Consider the following 23,999-nt stretch of genomic DNA (forward strand, 5'->3'; position numbering starts at 1 on the left):
GCCGCACGACCACCGAAAGGAGCACCTCGTGCTCACCTTCCCCGACGGATTCCTCTGGGGCGCCGCCACCGCCGCCCACCAGATCGAGGGCAACAACGTCAACTCGAACTGGTGGGTGCACGAGCACGCGCCCGGCACGACCATCGTCGAGCCGAGCGGCGACGCCGCCGACAGCTACAACCGGTTCCGCGACGACATCCGGCTGCTCGCCGAGCTGGGGCTGAACAGCTACCGGTTCAGCATCGAGTGGGCCCGCATCGAGCCGGAGCGCGGCGTCGTCAGCAAGGCGCAGATCGCGCACTACCGCCGCATGGTCGAGACCTGCCACGAGTTCGGCATCGAGCCGATCGTCACGCTGATGCACTTCACGGTGCCGCGCTGGTTCGAGCGCGACGGCTTCTGGCGCGCCCCCGACGCCGCCGATCTGTTCGCGCGCTACACCGAGCTCGCCCTGCCCGTGGTCGCCGAGGGCGTCGAGTACGTCTGCACGATCAACGAGCCGAACATCGCCGCGATGCTCGCCGGCGGCGAGGACGCCTCGAACCTGGTCGCGTACGGTCTGCCGAACCCCGATCTCGAGGTGGCCGACGCGCTGCTCGCCTCGCACAAGCGCAGCCGCGAGGTGCTGTCGCAGGTGGACGGCCTCAAGTCCGGCTGGACGGTCGCGACCCAGGCGTTCAAGGCCGTCGACGAGCCGGGCGCCGCCGAGATGACCCGCGAGTACGGCTACGTGCGCGACGACTGGTACAGCGAGATGGCCGCCGGCGACGACTTCGTCGGGGTCCAGGCCTACACGCAGACGTTCGTCGGCCCCGAGGGTCCGAGACCGGTCGCCGAGGGGCTCGAGACCACCCTGACCGGGTGGGAGTTCCACCCGCCCGCCGCCGCCGAGGGCATCCGCAGCGCGTGGGAGCTCTCGGGCCACGTGCCCGTCATGGTCACCGAGAACGGCATCGCGACCGCCGACGACACCCGCCGCATCGCGTACACGCAGGGTGCGCTCGAGCACATCCACGACACCATCGACGAGGGCATCGAGGTGCTCGGCTACCAGCACTGGAGCGCCCTCGACAACTACGAGTGGGCCAGCGGGTTCCGCCCCACCTTCGGCCTGATCGGCTGGGACCGCGACACCTTCGAGCGCACCCCCAAGCCGAGCGCCCGCTGGTACGGCGGGGTGGCGCGGGCCAACGGCCTCGAGCGCGACTCGGCCCACTGAGACCGCGGCGTCGTCGCGTGCCGCGGCGGCGCCGTGCCCCATCCCGGAGCGCAGGAGGCGCGGGTCACCCGACCCGCGCCTCCTGCGTCTGCTCGTCGTCCCCGCGCCGCGGCTAGAAGTGCGTGATGCTGTGCACCGGCCGGTCGGCGGCGATCATGGCCCGCACCGTCTGCACCGCGCCCTTGCGGCGCTCGCGCACGAGACCGGCCGCGGCGAGCGTGACCGGGTCGACGCCGCCGAGCCAGAGCGAGCCGAGCGTCGCCACGTCGAGCTCGATGTCGGCCCGGCGCACGGCGGCGCGCTTGACCGTCGCGCTGCCGCCCTCGCTCGTCACGCGGAACGTGCCGGCGGCGTGCCCGAGAGAGTCACCGACCGCGATCGTGACGACGCCGTCGGCGGCCCACGGTCGCGCCTGCAGCGCCGCGACGGTGTCGAGGATGCGGAACCACACGTGGTCCTCGTCGTGCGTCACCCGCAGGGCGCGGCCGTTCACCAGCGCGTGCCCGATCGGATCGCTCTGCGAGGCGCCGGCGAACCGGACGCCGGTCACGAGGTCGACCGACAGCAGCAGCTGCCAGAGCCCCAAATAGGCGTCGTCGGTGGCGGCCACGAGGTCGAGCACCACGAGCGTGTGCGTCTCGTTCTCGCCCTCGAGCCGGTACGCGACGTAGCCGTCGATCGTGCCGGCGGAGTCGCGGTGGACGGCGCCGCGCACGGCGGGGTCGGGCGTGCCGTCGGGTCGTTCGCGGCCGAGCAGGCGGTTCCAGGCGCCCTCGTGCCGGTCGATCGAGCCGGGCGTGCGGGCGTGGAAGCGCGCGAAGACCTCGGGGGCGAGACCGATCAGCGCATCGCGCGACACGAGCTCGACACCGCCCTCGGGGTCGCCGAGCAGGCCGGAGGCGCGGCGCGGGTCGACCTCGATCGTGCGTTCGCGCACGCCCACCCCGAAGCCGAACCGGCGGTAGATGGAGCCCTCGCTGGCCGTCAACGCGGCGACCGCCAGCCCCGCGGACTTCGCGCGTGCGAGATCGTCGGTCATCATGCGTCGCAGGATGCCGCGGCGACGATGGGTGGGCTGCACCGTGACGCCCGAGATCAGATGGGCGTCGATCAGCCGGCCCCCGCCGACGTTCAGCGACTCGACGAACGACTCGAAGGTCGCCACCGGCAGCCCGTCGCCGTCGAGTGCGCCCTCGCGCGGGTCGCGCGGGTGCACGCCGGTCTCGACGCGACCGTCGGCGACGAGTCGCCGGGCCGTGCGACCGACCGCGTCGTCGTCGGGGGCGGCCTCGTGGAAGCCCAGGGCCTCGGCGCGGATCCACGCCGCCGTCTCGTCGTCAGCCCGCGGCCGGTCGTCCGTGGACTCGGGGGAGAGGGCGGCCGCGAAGGTGCGGATGTCGTAGTCGTCGTCGAAGTCGCTCACGTCGTCAGCCTAGGGCGGACCCCCGACGGCGTCATCGTCCGGAGGGGGGACGACGGAGCCCCGGGGCGAGCGGGTCGCTCGCCCCGGGGCTCGGTGCGTCTCGGACCGGTCGGGGTCGGTCCTCGGCGGCGTGTCCGGGTCAGCTCGCGGGGGTGATGCGAGGTCCGGTGTGGGCGGCGCCGATCTGCTTGCCGTCTTTCGACTGCACGACGGTCGCGGTGTAGGGCGCGTTGCCGAGCCAGCGCGACACCGTCCAGACACCCGAGGCGTTCGCGGTGCCGGTGACGGGTGCGAGGCCGTAGCCGAGGTGCACGGCGATGTCGGCGTCCGGGGTGGCGGTGCCGGTGAAGGTGACGACGCTGCCGGCGGTGAAGGTGCTGTCGGCGGCCGGTGCGGTGACGACGATCGGGGCGGTGGTGGCGGGGGTGATGGTCGGTCCGGTGTGTGCTCCGCCGATCTGTCGGCCGTNGGGCGGACGACGAGGTGCACGTCACCGACGACCGCGTGCTGGTCGTCAACCAGCAGCCCACCGGAGCAGAGAGGGGGTGCGAGGCCGTAGCCGAGGTGCACGGCGATGTCGGCGTCCGGGGTGCCGGTGCCGGTGAAGGTGACGACGCTGCCGGCGGCGAAGGTGCTGTCGGCGGCCGGTGCGGTGACGACGATCGGGGCGGTGGTGGCGGGGGTGATGGTCGGTCCGGTGTGTGCTCCGCCGATCTGTCGGCCGTCCTTCGACTGGGTCACGGTCGCCGTGTAGGGCGCGTTACCGAGCCAGCGTGAGACGGTCCAGTCGCCGGCGGCGTTGGCTTCGCCGGTGACGGGGGCGAGGCCGTAGCCGAGGTGCACGGCGATGTCGGCGTCCGGGGTGCCGGTGCCGGTGAAGGTGACGACGCTGCCGGCGGCGAAGGTGCTGCCGTCGACCGGTGCGGTGACCGTGACCGCGCGCTCGTCGGCCTCACCGCCTTCGGAGCCGTCGCCGCCTTCGGGGCTGTCGGCGACCGTGAACGACCGGGCCGACACGACGGCGGGCACGCCCCGCCAGTACGGCGTCTCGGTGACCGTCATGTCGTGATCGCCGATGGTCAGGGGCGCCGTGAGGGGCACGCTCCAGCTGCCGTCCCCGAGCACGCTCGTCGTGAGCGGCGAGTCGTCGGCGGCGGCCGACGACTCGATCGAGATGGTCGAGCCCGGGATCCCCTGGCCGGCCACGGATGCGGTGTCGGGGGCGATGCTCTCGCCCTCGGCGGGCGAGGTGACCTCGAGGGGGAACGTCTCGGCGGCCGTGTTCTGCTCTGTGGTCTCGAGGGCGATCGTGGTGGCCTCCGACGTCTCGGCGTTGCGGACGGTGATCAGGTCGATGTCCTGCCCGGCGTAGTCGACCGGGACTCGGACGATGTACGCACCGTTCCAGGTGGCCTGCGTCGCACTCACGAACTCGCCGTCCACCTGGGCGATGACCGACGGCACGAAGTACTCGTCGTCGAAGTACGACGTGGTGCCCTGGATGTAGAAGGAGTCGCCGAGGGGCTGCGTCACGCCGTGCACCTGCGGGGCCGCGAGCGGCGACCCGGCGGGAGCCTCACTCGGGGTGAGATCGATCTCGGTGGACGGGCCGTCGCCGTCGCGGGACACGCCCGTGATGGTCGCGGTACGCCCGGCCAGCGAGCCGTCGAGCACGAACGGGAACCGGCCGTGCTGCCCGCGGGTCAGCGTCTCGCTGTGGTCGCCCACGTCGATCCGGGCCTGACCGGCCCCGGTGACGATGGCACGGACGGTCAGGCTGCCGTCGGCATCCTCGGTCACCGACGACAGGATCGGGGTCGCGGGGCCGCCGGTGTTCGAGGCGCCGGGATCGGGCGCGGTGTCGGCGACGGAGAACGCCGCTCCCGCGGTCTGCTTCGGGGCCGTGGCCCAGGTCGGCGTCTCGGTGACAACGGTGTCGTAGCTCCCGGCAGGCAGGCTCGGCGACGTGCAGCTCCAGTCGCCCAGCGACGTGACGCGGGTCTCGCACAGCGTCGAGGAGGTGCGGTTCGTCTTCTCGTCGCGGGTCACGACGATCTGCGAGTTCGGGATGCCCGTCCCGGCGAAGGTCGCCTCGGGGGCCACGAGCACGTCGCCCGCCGTGGGCGACTCGACCTCGAGCGGGTGGACGTCCGAGGCGGTGTTCGTCTCGGTGGGCACGAGCTCGACCCGGGTCGTCTCGCTCGCCTGGCCCCGGTAGTAGGCCGTGACGTCGATCATCTCGCCGGCGCGCGAGGCGGGCACCTTGAGCGAGAACGAGCCGTTCTCGGACGGGAAGTCCCACGACATGCCCGATCGGGCGGCCCATACCTCGGTCTTCGAGAACAGACCGGGCCGGTGCGCGACCGTGCCCTCGATCACGACGTGGTCGTCGTCGTACTGGCTGACGGCGTGGACGACGGGCGTCGCGGGCGGCTCGCCCTCGCCCTCGGCGTACTGGGGCTCGATGACGAAGTCGACCTCGATCCGGCCCCCGGGGGCGTACGAGACCAGCGTGGCCGTCTTGCCCAGATCGGCGGCGTCGAGGAGCGTCGCGAAGCGGTCGTCCCACACGCTGGTGCCGTGGCTGGCGCCCCCGTGGACGCGGATGCCCGCCAGTGACGCGCCCGGGGCCAGGCCGGCGACCGTCAGCTGGTCGCCGCTGGTGTGCTCGATGAATGCGATGCGGGGCGTGGAGTCCGCCGCCGAGTCGGCGGCCGGCGACGCGGGGGAGGACGACTCGGTCGTGGTCGTGGCCACCCCGCCCGGCTCGGCGGCGACGGGCGAGGCCGTGCCCAGGGTGAGTGCGGCGAGGCCGGCGACGGCCAGCCCGGTGGTGATCTTCTTCATGTCTTCTCTCGGATGAGGTGCAGGGAAGACCGATCGGGACGGCCGACTCGTATATTACATTCGAGTGGCACCCACCGAGACCATGGCTCAGTCGATGGACCGCTGGACGCCCTTCACCGGGAGCATCAGCATCAGGCCGGCGAGCAGCACGAGCGCGATGCCGATGATGCCGTAGCGCGTGTCGTTCGTCGCCGTGACGAACAGCGTGAAGAGCCCCGGCGCGAGGAAGCTGACCGCCCGCCCCGTCGTCGCGTAGAGCCCGAAGATCTCGCCCTCGCGCCCGGGCGGCGTGACCCGGGCGAGGAACGACCGGCTCGCCGACTGGATCGGCCCGACGAACAGGGCGAGCGCGAGCCCGAAGACCCAGAACAGGTTCGTCGAGGTGCCGATGGCGAGCACGGCGAAGGCGGCGACGACGAGGCCGACGAGCGATCCGACGATGATCGTCTTCGCCCCCAGCCGGTCGTCGAGCCAGCCCCCGACGAAGGTGCCGATGCCGGCGACGAGGTTCGCGCCGACCGCGAAGTAGATGACCATGCTCGGCGTGAAGCCGAACACCTGGGCCGCGATGATCGCCCCGAAGGTGAACACGGCGGCCAGGCCGTCGCGGAACACCGCGCTGGCCAGCAGGAACATCAGCACCTGCCGGTTCGTGCGCCACAGCTTCGCGATCGTGGAGCCGAGGAGGCGGTACGAACGCCACAGCCCTACCCGGGCGCGTGCGGCGGTGGCGGGCAGCTCGGGCACGGCGAGCAGCACCGGCACCGCGAACACGGCGAACCAGGCGGCGGAGACGACGATGGCCCAGCGGACGTCCCACGCGCCTCCCTCGGTCCCGGTCGGGACGGCCAGCAGGCCTCCTCGCCCCTCGACGCCGAAGCTCTGCAGGAAGGCCACGAGCAGCAGCAGGAGCAGCACGATGCCGCCGACGTAGCCGAGTCCCCAGCCGAAGCCCGACACCTTGCCGATGGTCTTCGGGGTCGACACCTGCACGAGCATGGCGTTGTAGCTGACGCTGGCGAACTCGAAGAAGATGTTGCCGACGGCCAGCAGGGCGGCGCCGAACACGAGGTAGCCGGGCGCGGGGGCGACGAAGACCATGGCGGCCATCGCGAGCACCACGAGGCCGGTGTTGATCGCGAGCCACAGCCTGCGGCGACCGGAGCCGTCGCTGCGCTGGCCGAGCACGGGCGCGAGCAGCGCGATGAGGAGCCCGGCGATCGTCAGGGCCGTCGAGATGACGGTCGCGTTGTCCGCCTTGGCCGCCACCAGCGCGTCTCCGCCCGCCGTGACGACGGCGGGGTCGACGAACGCGCCGCTCGCGAGATAGGTGCTGAAGACGAACGACGTGACGACCGCGTTGAACGCGGCCGAGCCCCAGTCCCACAGCGCCCACGAGACGACCCGTCGTCGCGGGATCGGGGTGGTGTCGGCGAGCGTCTGCGCTGCGGTCATGGGGGTCAACCTAGTGGCCGGGGGTGTCCTGCTCGACCCGCGCCTCCTGAGGGGTCGACCCCAGTTCGAGACTTGAGTCTTTCTGGCTCAACTTTCAGGTTCACAGCTTGACCTCGGCGACGTCGTGAGTAAAGTTGAGCCTGGCCGACTCAAGGCCGGCCCCACGACTTTCCGCAACAGCGCACCACGAAGGAGAAACAGCACATGGCACGTGCAGTAGGAATCGACCTCGGAACCACCAACTCGGTCGTCAGCGTCCTCGAGGGCGGCGAGCCCACCGTCATCGCGAACGCCGAGGGCCTCCGCACCACCCCCTCGGTGGTCGCCTTCACGAAGGACGGCGAGGTGCTGGTCGGCGAGACCGCCAAGCGCCAGGCCGTCACCAACGTCGACCGCACCATCGCGTCGGTCAAGCGTCACGTCGGCACCGACTGGAAGGTCGAGATCGACGACAAGAAGTACACCCCTCAGGAGATCAGCGCGCGCATCCTCGCGAAGCTGAAGCGCGACGCCGAGCAGTACCTCGGCGAAGAGGTCACCGACGCGGTCGTGACCGTGCCCGCGTACTTCAACGACTCCGAGCGTCAGGCCACGAAGGAGGCCGGCGAGATCGCCGGTCTGAACGTGCTCCGCATCATCAACGAGCCCACCGCCGCGGCCCTCGCCTACGGCCTCGACAAGGGCAAGGAGGACGAGCTCATCCTGGTCTTCGACCTCGGTGGCGGCACCTTCGACGTCTCGCTGCTCGAAGTGGGCAAAGACGACGACTTCTCGACGATCCAGGTGCGCAGCACCTCGGGCGACAACCGCCTCGGCGGCGACGACTGGGACAACCGCATCGTCGAGCACCTGATCAAGAAGTTCAAGGACAACAACGGCGTCGACCTCTCGACCGACAAGATCGCGAAGCAGCGCCTCAAGGAGGCCGCCGAGCAGGCCAAGAAGGAGCTGTCGTCGAGCACCTCGACCAGCATCCAGCTGCCCTACCTCACGCTGACGGCCGACGGCCCGCTCAACCTCGACGAGACGATCTCGCGCTCGCAGTTCGAGCAGTGGACGAGCGACCTGCTCGACCGCACCAAGAAGCCCTTCAACGACGTGATCCAAGAGGCCGGCGTCAAGGTCGGCGACATCTCGCACGTCGTGCTCGTCGGCGGATCGACCCGCATGCCCGCGGTCACCGAGGTCGTCAAGCAGCTGACCGGCGGTCGCGAGCCCAACAAGGGCGTCAACCCGGACGAGGTCGTCGCCGTCGGCGCCGCCCTCCAGGCCGGCGTGCTGAAGGGCGAGCGCAAGGACGTCCTGCTGATCGACGTCACCCCCCTGAGCCTCGGCATCGAGACCAAGGGCGGTGCGATGACCAAGCTCATCGAGCGCAACACGGCCATCCCGACCAAGCGCAGCGAGACCTTCACGACGGCCGACGACAACCAGCCGTCCGTCGCGATCCAGGTGTTCCAGGGCGAGCGCGAGTTCACCCGCGACAACAAGAACCTCGGCACCTTCGAGCTGACCGGCATCGCCCCCGCCCCGCGCGGCGTGCCCCAGATCGAGGTCACGTTCGACATCGACGCCAACGGCATCGTGCACGTGTCGGCGAAAGACAAGGGCACCGGCACCGAGCAGTCGATGGTCATCTCCGGCGGCTCGTCGCTGTCGAAGGACGACATCGAGCGCATGGTCCGCGAGGCGGAGGAGCACGCCGCCGAAGACAAGGCGCGTCGCGAGGCCAACGAGACCCGCAACAACGCCGAGCAGCTCGTCTACTCGATCGAGAAGCTGATCAAGGACAACGACGACAAGCTGCCCGAGGACGTCAAGTCCGAGGTCCAGGGCGACGTCGACGCGCTGAAGTCGGCCCTCGCCGGTGACGACGAGTCCGCGATCAAGCCCGCCTTCGACAAGCTCAACGAGAGCCAGTCGAAGCTCGGCCAGGCCATCTACTCGCAGGGTCAGGCCGACCAGGCCGGCGCCGCGGGTGCGGCCGGCGCCGACGGTGCGGCGACCGACGCCCCGGCCGACGGCGACGACGAGGACATCGTCGACGCCGAGGTCGTGGACGACGACGACAACGACAAGAAGTAGAGGTCCGCATGACTGACGAGCAGAACCGTCCCGAGAACGACGATCAGCCCGAGCCGGTCGTGCGCGACAAGCGTCGCCTCGACCCCGAGACCGGCGAGGTCCGGTCCGAGTCGAGCGCCGACGTGCCGTCGGAGGACGGCGGCACCGCGGCGGTCGACGGGGTCGACGACCTCCCGTCCGCCGAGGCGCCCGACGTCGAGGTCCCGAGCGACGCCGAGGCGCCCGCAGGCGCCGCCGAGGCGGCGGCCGAGATGAGCGCCGAAGACGAGGCGATCCTCGACGAGGCGAGCCGCGATCTCGTCGCCGACATGCGACAGGACATGCTGCGCGCTCAGGCCGAGCTGGTGAACTTCCGACGTCGCGTCGAGCGCGACCGCGAGGCGAACCGCGAGGCCGTCGTCGCCGAGGTCGTCCGGTCGCTCCTCCCCGCGCTCGACGACCTCGTCCGCGCCGAGCAGCACGGCGACCTCGCCGAGGGCCCGATGACCGTCATCGCGCAGAAGATCCGCGGGGGTCTCGACAAGTTCGGGCTCGTGCAGATCGGCGCGAAGGGCGACGTCTTCGACCCGACCATGCACGACGCCCTCGTGCAGTTGCCGAGCCCCGACGTGACCGTGAACACGGTCGCCGACGTGATCGAGCCCGGCTACAAGATCGGCGACCGGGTCATCCGGGCCGCCAAGGTCGCGGTGCACGCACCGCAGTAGAACCACCCCGCGACGCGAGTCGCGACCGGCGGTGGGCGCCTCGAGGAGGCGCCCACCGCCTCCCCCATTCTCCCCGGCCCCCGTCGACGGGTGGCCTGAATTCATGGAAGGAGGTGCCGCATGGCGAGTCAGGACTGGTTCGACAAGGACTTCTACGCCGTCCTCGGTGTCTCCAAAGACGTCACCCCCGCCGAGTTGAAGAAGGTGTACCGCAAGCTCGCTCGCAAGTACCACCCCGACTCCAACCCGGGCGACGCAGCCAGCGAGGCGAAGTTCAAGGAGGTCAGCGAGGCGCACTCGGTGCTCTCCGATCCCGAGCTGCGCAAAGAGTACGACCAGGTGCGGGCCATGGGCGGCGGTGCGCGCTTCACCGCGGGCAGCGGCGGCCCCGGAGGCGGTGGCGGCGGCTTCGAGGACGTCTTCGGCAACATGTTCGGTCAGGGCGGCGGTCAGCGCACGCAGTACCGGCAGTCCGGCGGTGGCGGCGGCTTCGACGACATCTTCAGCGGCATGTTCGGCGGTGGCGGCGGCGGCTTCGGTCAGACCAGCGGCGGCTACCGGGGCTTCGGCGGTCCGCAGAAGGGCCGCGACATGACGGCCACGACGACGCTCGACTTCCAGACCGCCATCGTCGGCGAGACCATCTCGCTGCAGGCGTCGAACGGCAAGCCGATGAAGGTCCGGATCCCCGCGGGGGTGCACGACGGGCAGAAGATCCGTCTGCGCGGCCGCGGCGAGCCGAGCCCCGACGGCGGCGAGGCGGGCGACCTCGTGCTCACGATCGCCGTCCGCAAGCACCCGGTGTTCGAGCTCGACGGGCCGAACCTCCGCGTCGACGTGCCCGTCACGTTCGCCGAGGCCGCTCTCGGTGCCACGATCGAGGTGCCCACCCTCGGTGGCGAGCCCGTCCGACTCCGCGTCGCGCCCGGGACGCCGAGCGGTCGCGTGCTGCGCGTCAAGGGTCGCGGCGTGCCGACCAAGGCGGGCACGGGCGATCTGCTCGCGACCGTCCAGGTGGCCGTCCCGGCGCACTTGAACGACAAGGCCCGTGAGGCCGTCGAGGCGCTCGCGGCGGCGCTGCCGTCCGAGAACCCGCGCGACGACCTGATCGCCAGAGCCCGGGCCTGACCGCCCGGCCCCATCCGACCGACCCACGATCCCGCTCGACGAACCGGAGGTGACGATGAACGACCCGACGGATCCCGCGACGAGCTGGCCCCTGGACGAGACGTCGCCGATCTTCGCGATCGCCACGGCCGCCGAGCTGGCCGGCATGCACGCGCAGACGCTGCGGCAGTACGACCGGCTCGGGCTGGTCGTGCCGCAGCGCACGGCGGGCAAGTCGCGTCGGTACTCGATGCGCGACGTCGTGCAGCTCCGCGAGATCGCGCGGCTCGGCGGCGAGGGCGTCTCGCTCGAGGGCATCCGTCGCATCCTCGAACTCGAGAACCAGGTGACGGCGCTCAACTCGCGGGTGCGCGAGCTCGAGCGGGCCCTGGCCGACGAGCTCGTCAACCGCCCCGGCAGCCGGGTGTTCGCCGCCGGCGAGAGCGGCGTCGTCCCGCTGCGCCACGGCACCCGGCCGGCCCGGCAGACCTCGCTCGTCGTCTGGCGCCCGCTGCGCTGAGACCGCCCCGACACCGGTACCGTGGCGGGGTGATCGACTTCGACCGGCTCCGCCGATGGCCCGACGTCGAGGCCCCCGACCTGGTCGCCCACGACGCCACCGATCGTCTGCTGCTCGACACCGCCGAGGAGGCGCTGGTCGGCCACCCCGATCGGGTCGCCGTCGTCGGCGACCGCTACGGGGCCCTCGCGCTGGGCGTCGCCGAGCTCGTCGGCCCGCATCCGATCCGGTCGCACCAGGACTCCCGGTCGGGCGAGCTCGCTCTCGAGGCCAACACCGCGCGCCTCGGCTCCCCGGCGGTCGTGGTCTCGCACCCCCTCGACGCGACGCTCGTCGAGGGGGCCCGCGTCGTCGTGCTGCAGCTGCCGCGCGGGCTCGACGCCCTCGACGAGATCGCGGCCCTCGTCGCCCGGCACGCGCACCCCGAGGTCGTGGTGTTCGCCGGCGGCCGCGTGAAGCACATGAGCACGGCGATGAACGACGTGCTCGGTCGCCACTTCGCCGAGGTGCGCGCCGGGCTGGCCCGGCAGAAGTCGCGCGTCGTCACGGCGTCGGGGCCGATCCGAGCGGACGCCTCCGTCTGGCCTCGCACCGAGCGCCACGGCGACCTGCTCGTGGTCGCCCACGGGGCCGCGTTCGCCGGCGCCTCCATCGACATCGGCACCCGCGCGCTGCTCGCGGCGCTGGACGACGGGCCGTTCCGGCGGGGACCGTCGGCCGACGACGACTCGACGCCTCCGTCGTGGTCGGCCGACGGCGGTCTCGCGGTCGACCTGGGCTGCGGCACGGGCGTTCTCGCGACCGCCTGGGCGCGGGCCCGGCCCGACTGGCGGGTCGTCGCCACCGATCAGTCGTGGGCCGCCGTCTCGTCCGCGTCGGCGACGGCCGCCGCCAACGGCCTGGGCGACCGGGTGGAGGTGCGGCGCGACGATGCGGGAGCCTCGCTGCCCGACGGGTCGGCCGACGTGGTGCTGCTCAATCCGCCGTTCCACGTCGGGGCGACCGTGCACGCCGGCATCGCGCACAAACTGTTCGACGCCGCCGCGCGCATCCTCGCTCCGGGGGGCGAGCTGTGGTGCGTGTGGAACTCGCACCTCGCCTACCGGGCGGCGCTCGAACGCATGGTGGGGCCCACCCGCCAGGTCGTTCGGACACCCAAGTTCACGGTCACGGTGTCGACCCGCCGCCGGGGCTGATCGCTCCGCCCCCGCGGTGGCGGGTCGATGCCCGTCAGAGCGTCAGCGACGCGTCGATGTACGCGAGGAGGGCGTGCGCGTAGGCGTCCTCGGGGTCCGCGGCTCGATGCACCCGCTCGCCCGTGGGGGTCGCCACGCGGACCTCGTACTCGACCCCGTCGGCATCCGGGTCGGCGTCCGCGCCAGGGCCCGCGTCCGCCGCGACCGGGACCCGGCTCAGCGAGCGGAACGACCGTGCGAGCAGCGCCCGCAGCTGATCCTCGCGAGGCAGCCAGAGCGACTGGTCGGCGGCGACCGAATCGAGCGCCCATTCCGTCGTGCCGTTGAACCCCAGCACCGTGCCCGTCGGGTACTCGTGCGCCTCGATGGTCATCTCGCTGATCGTGAAGACGTCGCCGACGAACTCGCCCCGGTCGATGACGAAGCGGTCGCCGGTGGCGGGATGCCAGCGCAGACCGGCGTCGTGGAGGCGTCGGGCGAGGGTGACGTCGAGCATCGGCCCAGTCTGCGCCCCGGTCCCGTGACGATGCTCGACGGGCCCGTCCCGTCGCCGATCCATTCGGACGCGGATGCGCCGCGCCCTCCCGACCCCGAGGGGTGGGAGGGCGCGGTTCTGCGTCGGATCAGTCCGCGGCGGGCCCGAACCGGAACGGCTCGAGCGCATCGTCGGCGTGCCCGGCGGCTCTCTGCGTGACGATGAGCGTGTAGACGTGCTCCGGCCCGAATCGGCGGCTGAACGACCAGGCGCCCTCGCGGTCGGCCGTCGCCTGGGCGATGGGGGCCCCGGAGGCCGCCGTCACCTCGACCGTCGCGAACGGCGTCGCCCGCCCGGTGAACGTCGCGTCGACCTCGCGGTCGTACCCCTCGCCGGGTTCCGGCGACTCGATCACGACGCGCTGCCAGACGGGGGCGAGGAGGGTCACGGATGTCTCGTTCACCTCGCCGCCGCGCTCCTGTCGCACCGTGAGCGCGTAGTCGCTCCGCGGTCCGAGCTCGCGGCGGATGCTCCACCCGCCGTCGGCGTCGACCTCGGCCGTGCCCAGGGGGACGTCCCACTGATTCGTCACCCGGATGTTCGCGCCGGGGGTGCCGGTGCCGGTCAGGACGACCGGACCGGGGCGGTAGGTCTCGCCGTCGACGTGGCTCGTGACCGCGACGGGTCGCATGGCGATGTCGGGTGCCCAGACGAACCGCAGCGCGTCGGCCTGATCGGTCGTCGCGGCCTGCGCGATGCTCAGCGTGTAGGTGCGCACCGGCCCGTAGGCGCGGGTGTGCGACCACGTGCCGTCGGCGGCGACGGCGGCGGTGAACAGCTCCGCCCCGAGATCCGTCGTCACCGTCACGCTCGAGTACGGGGTCGCCCGCCCTCTGAACTCGGTCCGCTCACCCGGGGTGTAGCGCTCGCCGACCTCGGGGCTCAGCAGCTCCAGCGGCTGCCAGGCGGGTGCCTTCAGCACGAGCCTGATCGTGTTGGAGTCCGAGCCGCGGGTCTGCTCGACGGTCAGCGCGTAGTCGGCCCGGGGGCCCATGTCGCGCCGGATCGACCAGCGGCCGTCGGATCCGACCGTCGTCCGGCCCATCGACCCGCCCCACTGGTTCGTCACCGAGATCGTCGCGCGAGGGGTCCCGGCGCCGCCCAGCGTGACCGGGCCGGGCACGTACTCGCCCCCGTCGACGTGACTCGTCACGGTCGCCGGCATCCAGCCGATGATCGGCGTCAGCCGCAGGCGCACCTGATCGGGCTGGCCGTCGGGCGCCGTCTGCGCGATGCTCACGTCGTAGTCGGCGACCGGTCCCAGCTCGGCCGAGGCGCTCCACTCGCCCGTGGTCTGCGAGGCGCGGGTCGAGAACAGCCGTCGGTCCCACTGGTTCGTCGCCGTCACCCAGGCGCCCGGCGTGGCGCGCCCCGTGAACGTCGTGGACCCGGGCACGTAGCCGTCGACGGGGGAGTGGCTCGTGACCTCGAGCGAGCGGAACGAGCCGAGGGGCAGGAGCGTGAACTCCACCGACCGACCCGTCCGGCCGTCGACGAGCGTCTGCGTCGCGATCAGCCGGTAGGCCGCGGTCGGACCCCACGACCGGTCGAACGACCAGGCGCCGGCCGCGTCGGCCACCGCGCGTCCGGCCTCGTTGCCCCACTGGTTCCGCACGACGACCCGGGCGTACGGGGTCGCCGTGCCCGTCAGCGTCGTCGTCTCACCGCCGCGGTACCAGCCGTCGGCGGGCCCGGTCACCTCGACCGGCGCGATGTCCTGCAGGGCGTCGGCGACCACGCGGACCCGGTCGCTCGACCGGACGTCGCCACGGGCGTGCTGCGTGACCTCGACGACGGTCTCGTCGTGCGACGGAACGAGCTCGACGTCGACCGACCAGGAGCCGTCGACGACGATCGCGGTCCCGGTGCGGTCGCCCGCCTCGACGCTGACCTCGGCCCCGGTCGCCCCGGTGCCCGACACGGTCGTGAGACCGGGCACGACCTGGCCGGTCGCGGGGGACACGACGTCGACGCCCGGGCCGAGATCGATCTCCGTGCTCGTGCTGCCGGAGGGGGCGCCGTCGATGGACTGCTCGACCTCGAGCACGTGGCGACCCGGTCCGATGGCCGGATCGATCTCGAGCGACCACGCCTCGTCGACGACCTCGGTCGTCCCGACGGGGGCTCCGCCCGAGCTCACGTCGATGCGCGCACCCTCGTGGCCCGTGCCCGACACGACGGCTCGACGGTCGCGCTCCTCGGGGAGGGTGACCGTGGCCGTGACCTCGCGGGGCGGCACGGTGATGGTGGTCGTCGTCGCACCGACGGCTCGGAAGTCGGACGGCGTGCCCGTCCCCGAGATCCCGAAGCCGAGCGAGCCGCTCGCCGCACCGGCGGACGCCGGAGTGCTGAGCACCACGGACCACCGGACGTCGGTGCCGTCCGGCAGCGGCTCGCCGGCGTCGGGCCAGTGCAGATCGAAGGAGGCGCGGCGTCCGTCGGCCGCGATCGTCCCGTCGACGAGGTCGAGCCTCGTGTCGGCGACCCACGTCCCGTCGTCGGCGCGGCGCTCGCCGGCCAGGGTGCGCTGCCCCGAGGCGAGGCGGGTCCCCGCGGGCGCGGTGATCTCGGCGATGCCCTCGAGGCGGTCGAAGGCGTCGGTCGACGTGACGCCGAACCCGACCGAGGTGTCGCCGCCGCGGGTGAGGTCGACGGTCGCGCCGGGCACCGGGAGGATGCGACCGCCGTCGACCACCTCGGCGTCGAGGGTCACGCCGTCGGAGACCTCGCCGGCGACGAGCTGCTCGAGGCGCAGGCTGTTGGGCCCCGCGCTGAGACGCGTGGCGGTGAGGCGGAACGTGCCGTCGTCGCGAGCCGTCGTGCTGACCCCGCCGACGCGGATCGTCGCGTAGGGCGTCGCGGTGCCGGTGATGACCGCCGTGCGGGCGATGTCGTTCACCTGCGCGACCCGGCCGTCGAGCGGCCGTCGGTCGAAGCGGCGGTCGGCGAGCGGTGACGCCGTGCCGGTCACGGCGGGTCGGAGGCCGGTGTTCGGCCAGACCGTGGGGTCGGCGGCCTGGACGCCGCCGAGACCGGAGGTCGTGTCGCCGGCGGTGCGGACCAGTCCGTCTCGGGTCACGGCCCAGAGGGCGGCGGGGTCGTCGCACGCCCCGGGTGCCGCGACGAGCGTGGGTGCGCCGTCGGTCGGCACGACGGCGAGGCAGGCGTCTCCCGTCGGGAGGCCGACGGCCGCGGGCGCCTCGCCGGGTTCGGGCAGGGCGACGCGGGTCGCCGTGGTGAGGGCGTCGCCGAGGGCGGCGTGCCGGGTGGCGCGGAACGAGTACCGGCCGTCGTCGTCGGGCTCCGGACTCTCGCGGTAGGCGACGTAGCCGCCCTCCGCGGTCCGGAACGCGAGCGGGGTCGAGAAGGGGTTCGGCGCGGGTGACGCCGCGGTCGCCGGCGGTGTCATCACCCCGCCGACGAGGAGGGCGGAGAGCGCCAGGGCGCTCCCCGCGAGAGGGAGTCGTGTCATCTGAGATCCGTCTTTCTGGTCGCCGATCGGTCGAGGTGAACGATCACGACTCTCATTAATGACACATGTTGTCCGAATAAGCGACACCGGTGACATGCCGGAGGGGCATCGCGACGCGATGCCCCTCCGGGGGAGGACGGACGGCTCCGACGACCGCGGGCTCAGCCGGTCGGGGTCACCGTGTTGTCGTCTCCCTCGTCGACGACCTCGGGCTCGTCGCCTCCGTGCTCGACGGTGTTGCCGTTCCCGCCGAAGGCGACGCGCCCCACGTCGGCCACGACGACGGTGTTGCGGTCCCCTTCGAGCACGAGCTGCTCGACCTCGCCGAGCGTGATGCTCCCGTCGACTCCCACGATGCTCACGGAGGCGCAGTCTCCGAGGTCGAACGGCCCGTCGAGGTCGTCGGCGACGATGGTCGCGACGCCGTCGACGCACTCGCCGTAGACCGTCTCGGTGACCTCGACGGTCTCGGGGGGCGCCGGCGGGGCGCTGGTGGCGTCGTCGTCGCCGGGCGTGCAGCCCGTCGTCGTCAGCGCTGCCGTGAGCACCGCGAGGGTGCCCAGGGTGCGGCTGAGGCGTCTCGTCATGGTCGTCTCGCTCTCTCCGTCGTGTGGGTGGCTTGCCGCTGCCGGGCGGTCGTGGGTGTCACGGTGCCTCCGTCCCGTCGTCGGGCGCGAACTCGAATCGGGGGTGGGTCCCGGTCCGGCCGCTGAGGCTCTCCTGCGTCAGATCGATGACGTAGACGTGGGTCGGCCCGTAACGGCGGGTGTGCGACCAGCGACCGTCGCGGTCGGCGGTCGTCTCGAAGAGCTGTCCGCCGAGGGCCGTCGTGGCCCGGATCGTCGCGAACGGCGTCGCGCGGCCCGTCATCGTGTAGTTCAGGCCCTCGATGTAGCCCTCGCCCGGCTCGGGGCGGTCGAGCTCGATCTCGGTCCAGACGGGGGCGCGCAGCTCGAACCGCTCGATCTCGTCCTCCTGCCCGTCTCTGGTCATAACGAGACGGAGCACGTAGTCCGCCGTCGGTCCGAACGACCGGCGGAGGGCCCAGGTGCCGTCGGACTCGACCGTGGGCCGCCCGATCAGGGTGTCCCACTGGTTCGTGATCTCGACGACCGCCCCCGGCGTCCCCGTCCCGCTCAGCACCAGCTCGCCGGGGCGGTACGTCTCGCCGTCCGCGTGGCTGGTGACCGTCAGCGGCCGCCAGGGCAGGTCGGGGCCCCAGACGAAGGTCTCGAGCGCGTCGGTCCGACCGTTGCGCGCCTCCTGGGCGACGTCGATGCGGTACACGTTGTCGGGGCCGTAGACCCGGGTGTTCCGCCAGACGCCGTCGCCGCCGGTCTCGACGGTGAAGAGCGGGGTGCCGAGGGCCGTGGTCGCGGTGATCGTCGAGTACGGCGTGGCCGTCCCGGTGAACTCCGTCGGCTCACCCGGCGTGTAGCGGTCGCCGATCGACGGGCTCGTCATCGCGAGCGGCTGCCAGACGGGGGCCCGCAGACCGAGCGCGACCGAGTCCTGCGACTGGCGGAACGTCTGCGTGAACAGCAGCTCGTAGTCCGCGTCGGGTCCGAGCTCGCGGTCGAACGACCAGGTGCCGTCCGCTCCGATCGTCGTCTCTCCGACGGACGCGCCGAACTGGTTCGTCGCGACGACCCGGCCGGTCGGGGTGCCCTCGCCCCTGAAGACGACGGTCCCCGGCCGGTACGTCTGCCCGTCGGTGTGACTCGTGACGGTCAGGTCGGCGAACGTCAGCTCGGGCGACAGGGCCAGCCTGGTCTGCCCCGTCGTGCCGTCGGGCGCCTTCTGGGTGATCGTGATGTCGTACGACGCGACGGGTCCGAGCCCGGTCGTGGCGGTCCAGGCGCCGGCCACCTGGGAGGCGCGGGTCGAGAACAGCAGACGGTCGTACTGGTTGCGCGCCTCGATGTACGCGCCCTGGGTCGCTCGACCGGTGAAGGTCACGCTGCCGGGGACGTAGGTGCCGCCGTCGTCGTGACTGGTCACGACGACGGGCACGAACGATCCGTCGGCGTACAGCTCGAAGACGGGCGAGGCCGAGCGCCGACCGTCGACGAGCGTCTGGGTGGCCGTCAGCTCGTAGCGGGCGGAGGGTCCGAAGGCGCGGTCGAAGGCCCATCGGCCGTCGACGTCGGCCTCGACCGTGGCGATCGTGAAGCCCCACTGGGCGCGGATCTCGACGGTCGAGTACGGCGTGGCCGTCCCCTCGACCCTGGTGTCGGCGAGCGGCGTGTAGAAGTGCGACGACGGCTCGGTGATGACCACGTCGCGGAGCTCCTGGGGGGAGTCCGGCACGACCTGGGCCGTGTCGGCGGTGACGATGTCGCCGCGGGCGTGCTGCGACGCGGTCACGGGGACGGCGGTGTGTCCGGGGCGGATCTCGACCCGCGCCTCCCAGGTGCCGTCCGCCGTCACGGTCGTCTCGACCGTCTCGTCGGCCGCCGTGACGGTGACCTCGGCCCGCGGCGCCCCCGTGCCCCGGACGGTGGTCCGCCCGGGCACGATCTTGCCGTTCGCCGGTGCGACGACGTCGACGGCCGCGCCGAGGTCGAGCTCGGCCTGGACGCTGCCGAACGGACGGCCGTCGACCGTCTGCGTGGCGGTCAGCGTGTGCCGTCCCGGTCCGATCGAGACGGGGATCTCGAGCGACCAGCGGCCGTCGACGACCCGCGCCTCGCCGAGCACGACGTCGCCCTCGCGGACGGTCACCGTGCCCCCGTCGTCGCCGAGTCCGCCGATGGCGGCCGGCCTCGTGACCTCGTCGACGAGGGCGATCTCGGCGGTGAGGGTGGGCACGGCCTCGTCGACGGCGACCTGGAACGCGCCCTCGGCCAGCGTCGCGCCTCCCGCGCCGCTGACGACGACCTCGCCGCCCGTCAGCACGGCCCCGGGCTCGGAGTCGGCGTCGAGGGTCAGGCGGAACGCGGCGTGCTGGTGTGCGGAGCCCCAGACCGCGGAGCCGTCGGTCGGCCCATCGAGCGTGACCGTGCGTCGATCGGTCGAGTAGTCGACGCGGTAGTCGTCGCGGGCCGTGTCGTCGGAGGCGCGTCGGGCCTCGGCGTCGGCGAAGCGGGCGCCCTCGGGTGCGGTCAGCGTCATCGCCCCCTGCACCTCGGTCGCCCGGACGTCGCTGCGTCCCCAGTCGGTGGTGCCGCCCGGCGTGGTCGCGCCGATGCTCGTGTCGATGTCCGCGGCCCCGACGACGGTCGTCGCGGTGCTGCCGGCGGCCCGGTAGTCGCCGGCCGAGCTGTCGCCGCGGTAGACGTAGCCCATGCTCGACTCACGGGGAGCCGAGGAGGCGGGGGTCGAGACGGACAGCCCGTACCGGTAGTACTCGCCCGCGGCCAGGGCCCCGGAGCCGCTCGAGAGATCGAAGGTCATCGTTCGGCCACCGTCGCCGAGGCGGCCGTTCGTCAGATCGAGACGGGACACGGGCGTCCAGGCCGACCCCTCGCCCGCCCGGTTGACCCCGGCCGCGATGCGCGTCTGCCCGGGAGCGAACGTCGTGCCCTCGGGGGCCGTCAGCTCGACGACGCCGGTCATGCTCGCGCGCGCGGCCCGGTTCGAGACGATGAAGGGGACCTCGGTGTCGGCGCCTCGAACGAGTTCGACTCGCGAGGTCGGCGCCGGCACGATCGTGCCCCCGTCGATGATGGTCGGCCGGAGGGTCACGGAGTCGACGACCGCGTTCGACCGGAGCTGCTCGACGCGGATGCTGTTCGCGCCGATGCTGAGGCCGCCGACCGTCATCGTCCAGGTCCCGGCCGCGCCGACCGGCGTGGTCTGCGTGCCGACCCGGACCGTCGCCTGCGGAGTCGCCGCACCGGTGATGACCACGGAACGGGCGATGTGGTCGATCCGCGAGACGGTCGCCGTCAGCGGCGTCACATCGAAGCGCGCGTCGACCAGCGGCAGGCCCGCGCCGAGGGCGGGGCGGAGGCCGGAGTTGGGCCAGAATCCCGGATCCGCGGACTGCGTGTGACCCAGCGCCTGATCGAGTCCGCGCTCGGTGACGAGGCCGCGACTCGACACGGACCAGTTCGTCTGGAAGGTGGGGCTGGAGCAGTCCTCCGCATGCGCTTGGAGCGTGTTGGTGCCGCTGCCCGCGAAGAGCGCCCCCAGGCATCGTCCGTTCGCGAGCCGGATGGGTGCGGGCTGATCGCCCGGCCCGGGGAGCGTCGCCGTCGTGGCCACGGCTCGGGCGGCGTCGACGGTCGCATGCCTCGTGGCGCGGAACCACTGGCGGTATCTGCTCCCCTGGTTGGGGCCGGCGGTGTAGGCGACGAAGCTCGATGCCGACTCGCGGAAGACCAGTGGTGCCGAGAAGGCCGCCGAGGGCGTCATCTGTGCGGGTGATGGTGCTGCGGTCGCAGGAGGCGCGGCGGCCCCGGCGAGGAGTGCTGCGACGACCCCGCCGGTCAGCAGTCTCCGGATGGTTCTTCTCATGTGATCGCTTTCGTGAGGCGCCGTCGGACGCGGCGCAGCAGATGACATGCTTACTTAAAACATCTGTAATTCCAAACAGAGGACCGCTTGTGTTTCGGGCATCCGCGCGTAAACTTGAGTCTGTCCCACTCAAGTTTTCGAGAAAGGCTGTTCCATGGCCAACATGCAGGGTGCTCCGGCCTCCGACCAGAAGCAGAAGTCCGCTCTCGAGAAGTACGGTGTCGACCTCACCGCGATCGCCCGCAGCGGCAAGCTCGACCCCGTCATCGGTCGCGACTCCGAGATCCGCCGCATCAGCCAGGTGCTGACCCGCCGCACGAAGAACAACCCCGTGCTCATCGGCGAGCCGGGCGTCGGCAAGACGGCCGTCGTCGAGGGGCTCGCCCAGCGCATCGTCGCGGGCGACGTCGCCGACAGCCTCAAAGACAAGCGTCTGATCAGCCTCGACCTCGCGGCTCTCGTCGCCGGTGCCAAGTACCGTGGCGAGTTCGAGGAGCGCCTGAAGGACGTCCTGAAGGAGATCACCAAGAGCGACGGCCAGGTCATCACCTTCATCGACGAGCTGCACACCCTCATGGGCGCGGGCGGCGGCGAGGGCTCCGTGGCCGCGTCGAACATGCTGAAGCCCATGCTCGCGCGCGGCGAGCTCCGTCTGATCGGGGCCACCACGCTCGACGAGTACCGCCAGTACATCGAGAAGGACGCCGCTCTCGAGCGCCGGTTCCAGCAGGTCTACGTCGGCGAGCCCAGCGTCGAGGACACGGTCGCCATCCTGCGGGGGCTGAAAGAGCGTTACGAGGCCCACCACGGGGTCACGATCACCGACGGCGCGCTCGTGGCGGCCGCATCCCTCTCGAATCGCTACATCCCGAGTCGTCAGCTGCCCGACAAGGCCATCGACCTCGTCGACGAGGCGGGCTCGCGACTCAAGATGGAGATCGACTCGTCTCCGGTCGAGCTCGATCAGCTCTATCGGGGCCTGGTGCGCCTCCAGATCGAGGAGCTCGCGCTGAAGAAGGAGACCGACGACGCCGCGAGGGCCCGGCTCGCCACGCTGCGTGAGCAGATCGAGCAGCAGCAGGCCGCCTACGACGACCTGAACGCCCGATGGCTGGCCGAGAAGGCGGCCCTGCAGGGCGTCGGGACGCTCCGCAGCGACCTCAACGAGGCTCGCATCGACGCCGACCGCGCGCTCCGCGAGGGACGCTACGAGGACGCCGCCCGCATCAGCTACGAGCGCATCCCCGACATCGAGAAGCGCCTGTCGGACGCCGAGTCGTTCGAGAAGTCCGGCGACCGTCTGGTCAGCGACTCCGTCACCGACGCCGACATCGCCGAGGTCGTCGCGGCCTGGACGGGCATCCCCGTCGGTCGACTGCTGAGCGGCGAGACCGAGAAGCTGCTGCACCTCGAGAGCGAGCTCGGGAGGCGCATCATCGGTCAGCGGGCGGCCGTCGCGGCGGTGAGCGAGGCCGTCCGCCGCACTCGGGCCGGCATCAGCGACCCCGACCGCCCGACGGGCTCGTTCCTGTTCCTCGGGCCGACCGGCGTCGGCAAGACCGAGCTCGCCAAGGCGCTCGCCGACTTCCTGTTCGACGACGAGAAGGCGCTCGTCCGCATCGACATGAGCGAGTACGGCGAGAAGCACAGCGTGTCCCGTCTTGTGGGCGCGCCTCCCGGGTACGTCGGCTACGAGGCCGGCGGGCAGCTGACCGAGGCGGTCCGTCGCCGTCCCTACAGCGTCGTGCTGATGGACGAGGTCGAGAAGGCGCACCCCGAGGTGTTCGACGTGCTGCTGCAGGTCCTCGACGACGGCCGCCTCACCGACGGGCAGGGGCGCACGGTCGACTTCCGCAACACGATCCTCGTGCTGACCTCGAACCTCGGCTCTCAGGTCATCACCGACCCGACCCTCAGCGACCCCGAGAAGGAGGAGCTCGTGCAGGGCCTCGTGCGACAGGCCTTCAAGCCGGAGTTCGTCAACCGTCTCGACGACATCGTGGTGTTCTCGACGCTGACGCCCGACGACCTGGGGCAGATCGTGTCCCTCTACGTCGACCGTCTCGGGCGTCGTCTCACGGATCGGCGCCTGTCGCTGGCCGTCACCCCCGACGCCCGGGCCTGGCTCGCCGAGCGGGGGCACGACCCGATCTACGGCGCCCGTCCGCTGCGGCGACTGATGCAGCGGCAGATCGACGACCAGCTCGCCATGGCCCTGCTCGGCGGCGAGATCGTCGACGGCGACACCGTGCGCGTCGACGTCGCGGCCGACGGCGACGGCCTCACCGTGGTGCGCTTCGACGTCGTCGACCCCGACGCCGAGACTCTGGACGACCTGCCCTAGGCTGCTCGCGCCGCAGCGACGAAGGCCCGGATGAGGCCGAGGTCCTTGACGCCGCGCGACGACTCGACGCCCGAGCTGACGTCGACGCCGGCCGGCCCGAGCTCGGCGATCCGGGCGGCGACGGTGTCCGGGGTGAGGCCCCCGGCCAGGATCCACTCCCGGTGCGGTGGAGCGGCGAGCAGGGGCGCTGCGTCGAAGGCGGCGCCGGCACCGGGGGCGACCGCGTCGATCAGGAGGATGTCCTCGCGGAAGGCGCGCCGCGCCTCCTCGGTCTCGTCGGCGTAGGCGTCCACGCCGACGGCCCGGACCACCCGGAATCCCGCCGCGCGCACCGTCGCCACGTCGGCAGCCGTCTCGTCGCCGTGCAGCTGCACGGTGCCGACGCCGGCGAGGGCGGCCAGTCGGAGGACCTCGTCGATCGGCTGCCCGCGGAAGACGCCCACCGTCTCGACGGACGTCGGCACGCGGCTCGCGAGGGTCCGGGCGGTCGGCGCATCGACGGTGCGCGGGCTGCCGGGGGCGAGGACGAAGCCCACCGCATCGGCGCCCGCCTCGACGGAGGCGTCGACGGCCTCGGGGGTCGTGAGTCCGCAGATCTTCACCCAGGTGCGCATGACGACCAGTCTGC

The 23,999-nt window shown here is 72.2% G+C and carries 14 protein-coding genes; 7 read left to right on the forward strand and 7 right to left on the reverse strand.

What is annotated here, in order from left to right:
• Positions 1–28: 28 nt before the first annotated feature.
• Positions 29–1,219 carry a glycoside hydrolase family 1 protein gene (locus ASF17_RS13370; RefSeq protein ID WP_055801037.1) on the forward strand — a complete coding sequence of 397 codons (1,191 nt, stop codon included), beginning with the start codon at positions 29–31 and terminating at the stop codon, positions 1,217–1,219.
• A gap of 112 nt (positions 1,220–1,331) precedes the next feature.
• Here ASF17_RS13370 and ASF17_RS13375 read toward each other — a convergent pair whose 3' ends face one another.
• Positions 1,332–2,642: a GNAT family N-acetyltransferase gene (locus ASF17_RS13375; RefSeq protein ID WP_055801040.1), complete on the reverse strand. Its 1,311-nt coding sequence runs from the start codon at positions 2,640–2,642 to the stop codon at positions 1,332–1,334.
• Between the two features lie 2,934 nt (positions 2,643–5,576).
• Complete coding sequence (locus ASF17_RS13385) at positions 5,577–6,944, reverse strand: MFS transporter (protein ID WP_055801046.1); 1,368 nt, start codon at positions 6,942–6,944, stop codon at positions 5,577–5,579.
• A 204-nt stretch (positions 6,945–7,148) separates the two neighbouring features.
• On the opposite strand from ASF17_RS13385, the gene dnaK reads away from it, so the two are divergent.
• The 5 genes from dnaK to ASF17_RS13410 all read left to right on the forward strand — a co-directional run bounded on the left by dnaK (position 7,149) and on the right by ASF17_RS13410 (position 12,559).
• A complete protein-coding gene (gene dnaK, locus ASF17_RS13390) occupies positions 7,149–9,029 on the forward strand; it encodes a molecular chaperone DnaK (RefSeq protein WP_055801049.1) in 1,881 nt (626 codons plus the stop codon).
• An 8-nt stretch (positions 9,030–9,037) separates the two neighbouring features.
• Complete coding sequence (locus ASF17_RS13395) at positions 9,038–9,736, forward strand: nucleotide exchange factor GrpE (protein WP_235476640.1); 699 nt, start codon at positions 9,038–9,040, stop codon at positions 9,734–9,736.
• A 120-nt stretch (positions 9,737–9,856) separates the two neighbouring features.
• The gene (locus ASF17_RS13400; RefSeq protein WP_055801050.1) at positions 9,857–10,864 is read left to right on the forward strand and encodes a DnaJ C-terminal domain-containing protein; all 1,008 of its coding nucleotides are present in this window, start codon (positions 9,857–9,859) and stop codon (positions 10,862–10,864) included.
• A gap of 55 nt (positions 10,865–10,919) precedes the next feature.
• Entirely contained in the window at positions 10,920–11,363 is a 444-nt protein-coding gene (locus tag ASF17_RS13405) for a heat shock protein transcriptional repressor HspR (RefSeq protein ID WP_200913500.1), read from the forward strand.
• Between the two features lie 29 nt (positions 11,364–11,392).
• Positions 11,393–12,559, forward strand: coding sequence for a class I SAM-dependent methyltransferase (locus ASF17_RS13410; RefSeq protein WP_055801053.1), 1,167 nt, complete (start codon positions 11,393–11,395; stop codon positions 12,557–12,559).
• Positions 12,560–12,593: 34 nt separating this feature from the next.
• On the opposite strand, the gene ASF17_RS13415 is transcribed toward ASF17_RS13410, so the two are convergent.
• The 4 genes from ASF17_RS13415 to ASF17_RS13430 all read right to left on the reverse strand — a co-directional run bounded on the left by ASF17_RS13415 (position 12,594) and on the right by ASF17_RS13430 (position 21,027).
• Positions 12,594–13,055 (reverse strand): hypothetical protein, encoded by a 462-nt coding sequence (locus ASF17_RS13415; protein WP_055801056.1) that lies wholly within the window; start codon positions 13,053–13,055, stop codon positions 12,594–12,596.
• Positions 13,056–13,182: 127 nt separating this feature from the next.
• Positions 13,183–16,566, reverse strand: coding sequence for an Ig-like domain-containing protein (locus tag ASF17_RS13420; RefSeq protein WP_055801060.1), 3,384 nt, complete (start codon positions 16,564–16,566; stop codon positions 13,183–13,185).
• A 161-nt stretch (positions 16,567–16,727) separates the two neighbouring features.
• Entirely contained in the window at positions 16,728–17,153 is a 426-nt protein-coding gene (locus ASF17_RS13425) for a DUF3060 domain-containing protein (RefSeq protein ID WP_055801065.1), read from the reverse strand.
• A 58-nt stretch (positions 17,154–17,211) separates the two neighbouring features.
• A complete protein-coding gene (locus ASF17_RS13430) occupies positions 17,212–21,027 on the reverse strand; it encodes a hypothetical protein (protein WP_156357438.1) in 3,816 nt (1,271 codons plus the stop codon).
• A 154-nt stretch (positions 21,028–21,181) separates the two neighbouring features.
• Here ASF17_RS13430 and ASF17_RS13435 point away from each other — a divergent pair, with 154 nt between their 5' ends.
• Positions 21,182–23,371 (forward strand): ATP-dependent Clp protease ATP-binding subunit, encoded by a 2,190-nt coding sequence (locus tag ASF17_RS13435; protein WP_082475388.1) that lies wholly within the window; start codon positions 21,182–21,184, stop codon positions 23,369–23,371.
• Here the strand turns inward: ASF17_RS13435 and ASF17_RS13440 are convergent.
• Positions 23,368–23,985 (reverse strand): phosphoribosylanthranilate isomerase, encoded by a 618-nt coding sequence (locus ASF17_RS13440; protein ID WP_055801071.1) that lies wholly within the window; start codon positions 23,983–23,985, stop codon positions 23,368–23,370. The genes ASF17_RS13435 and ASF17_RS13440 overlap by 4 nt on opposite strands.
• Positions 23,986–23,999: the final 14 nt, after the last annotated feature.

This window comes from Frigoribacterium sp. Leaf263 (genome assembly GCF_001422285.1).
Lineage (GTDB): Bacteria > Actinomycetota > Actinomycetes > Actinomycetales > Microbacteriaceae > Frigoribacterium.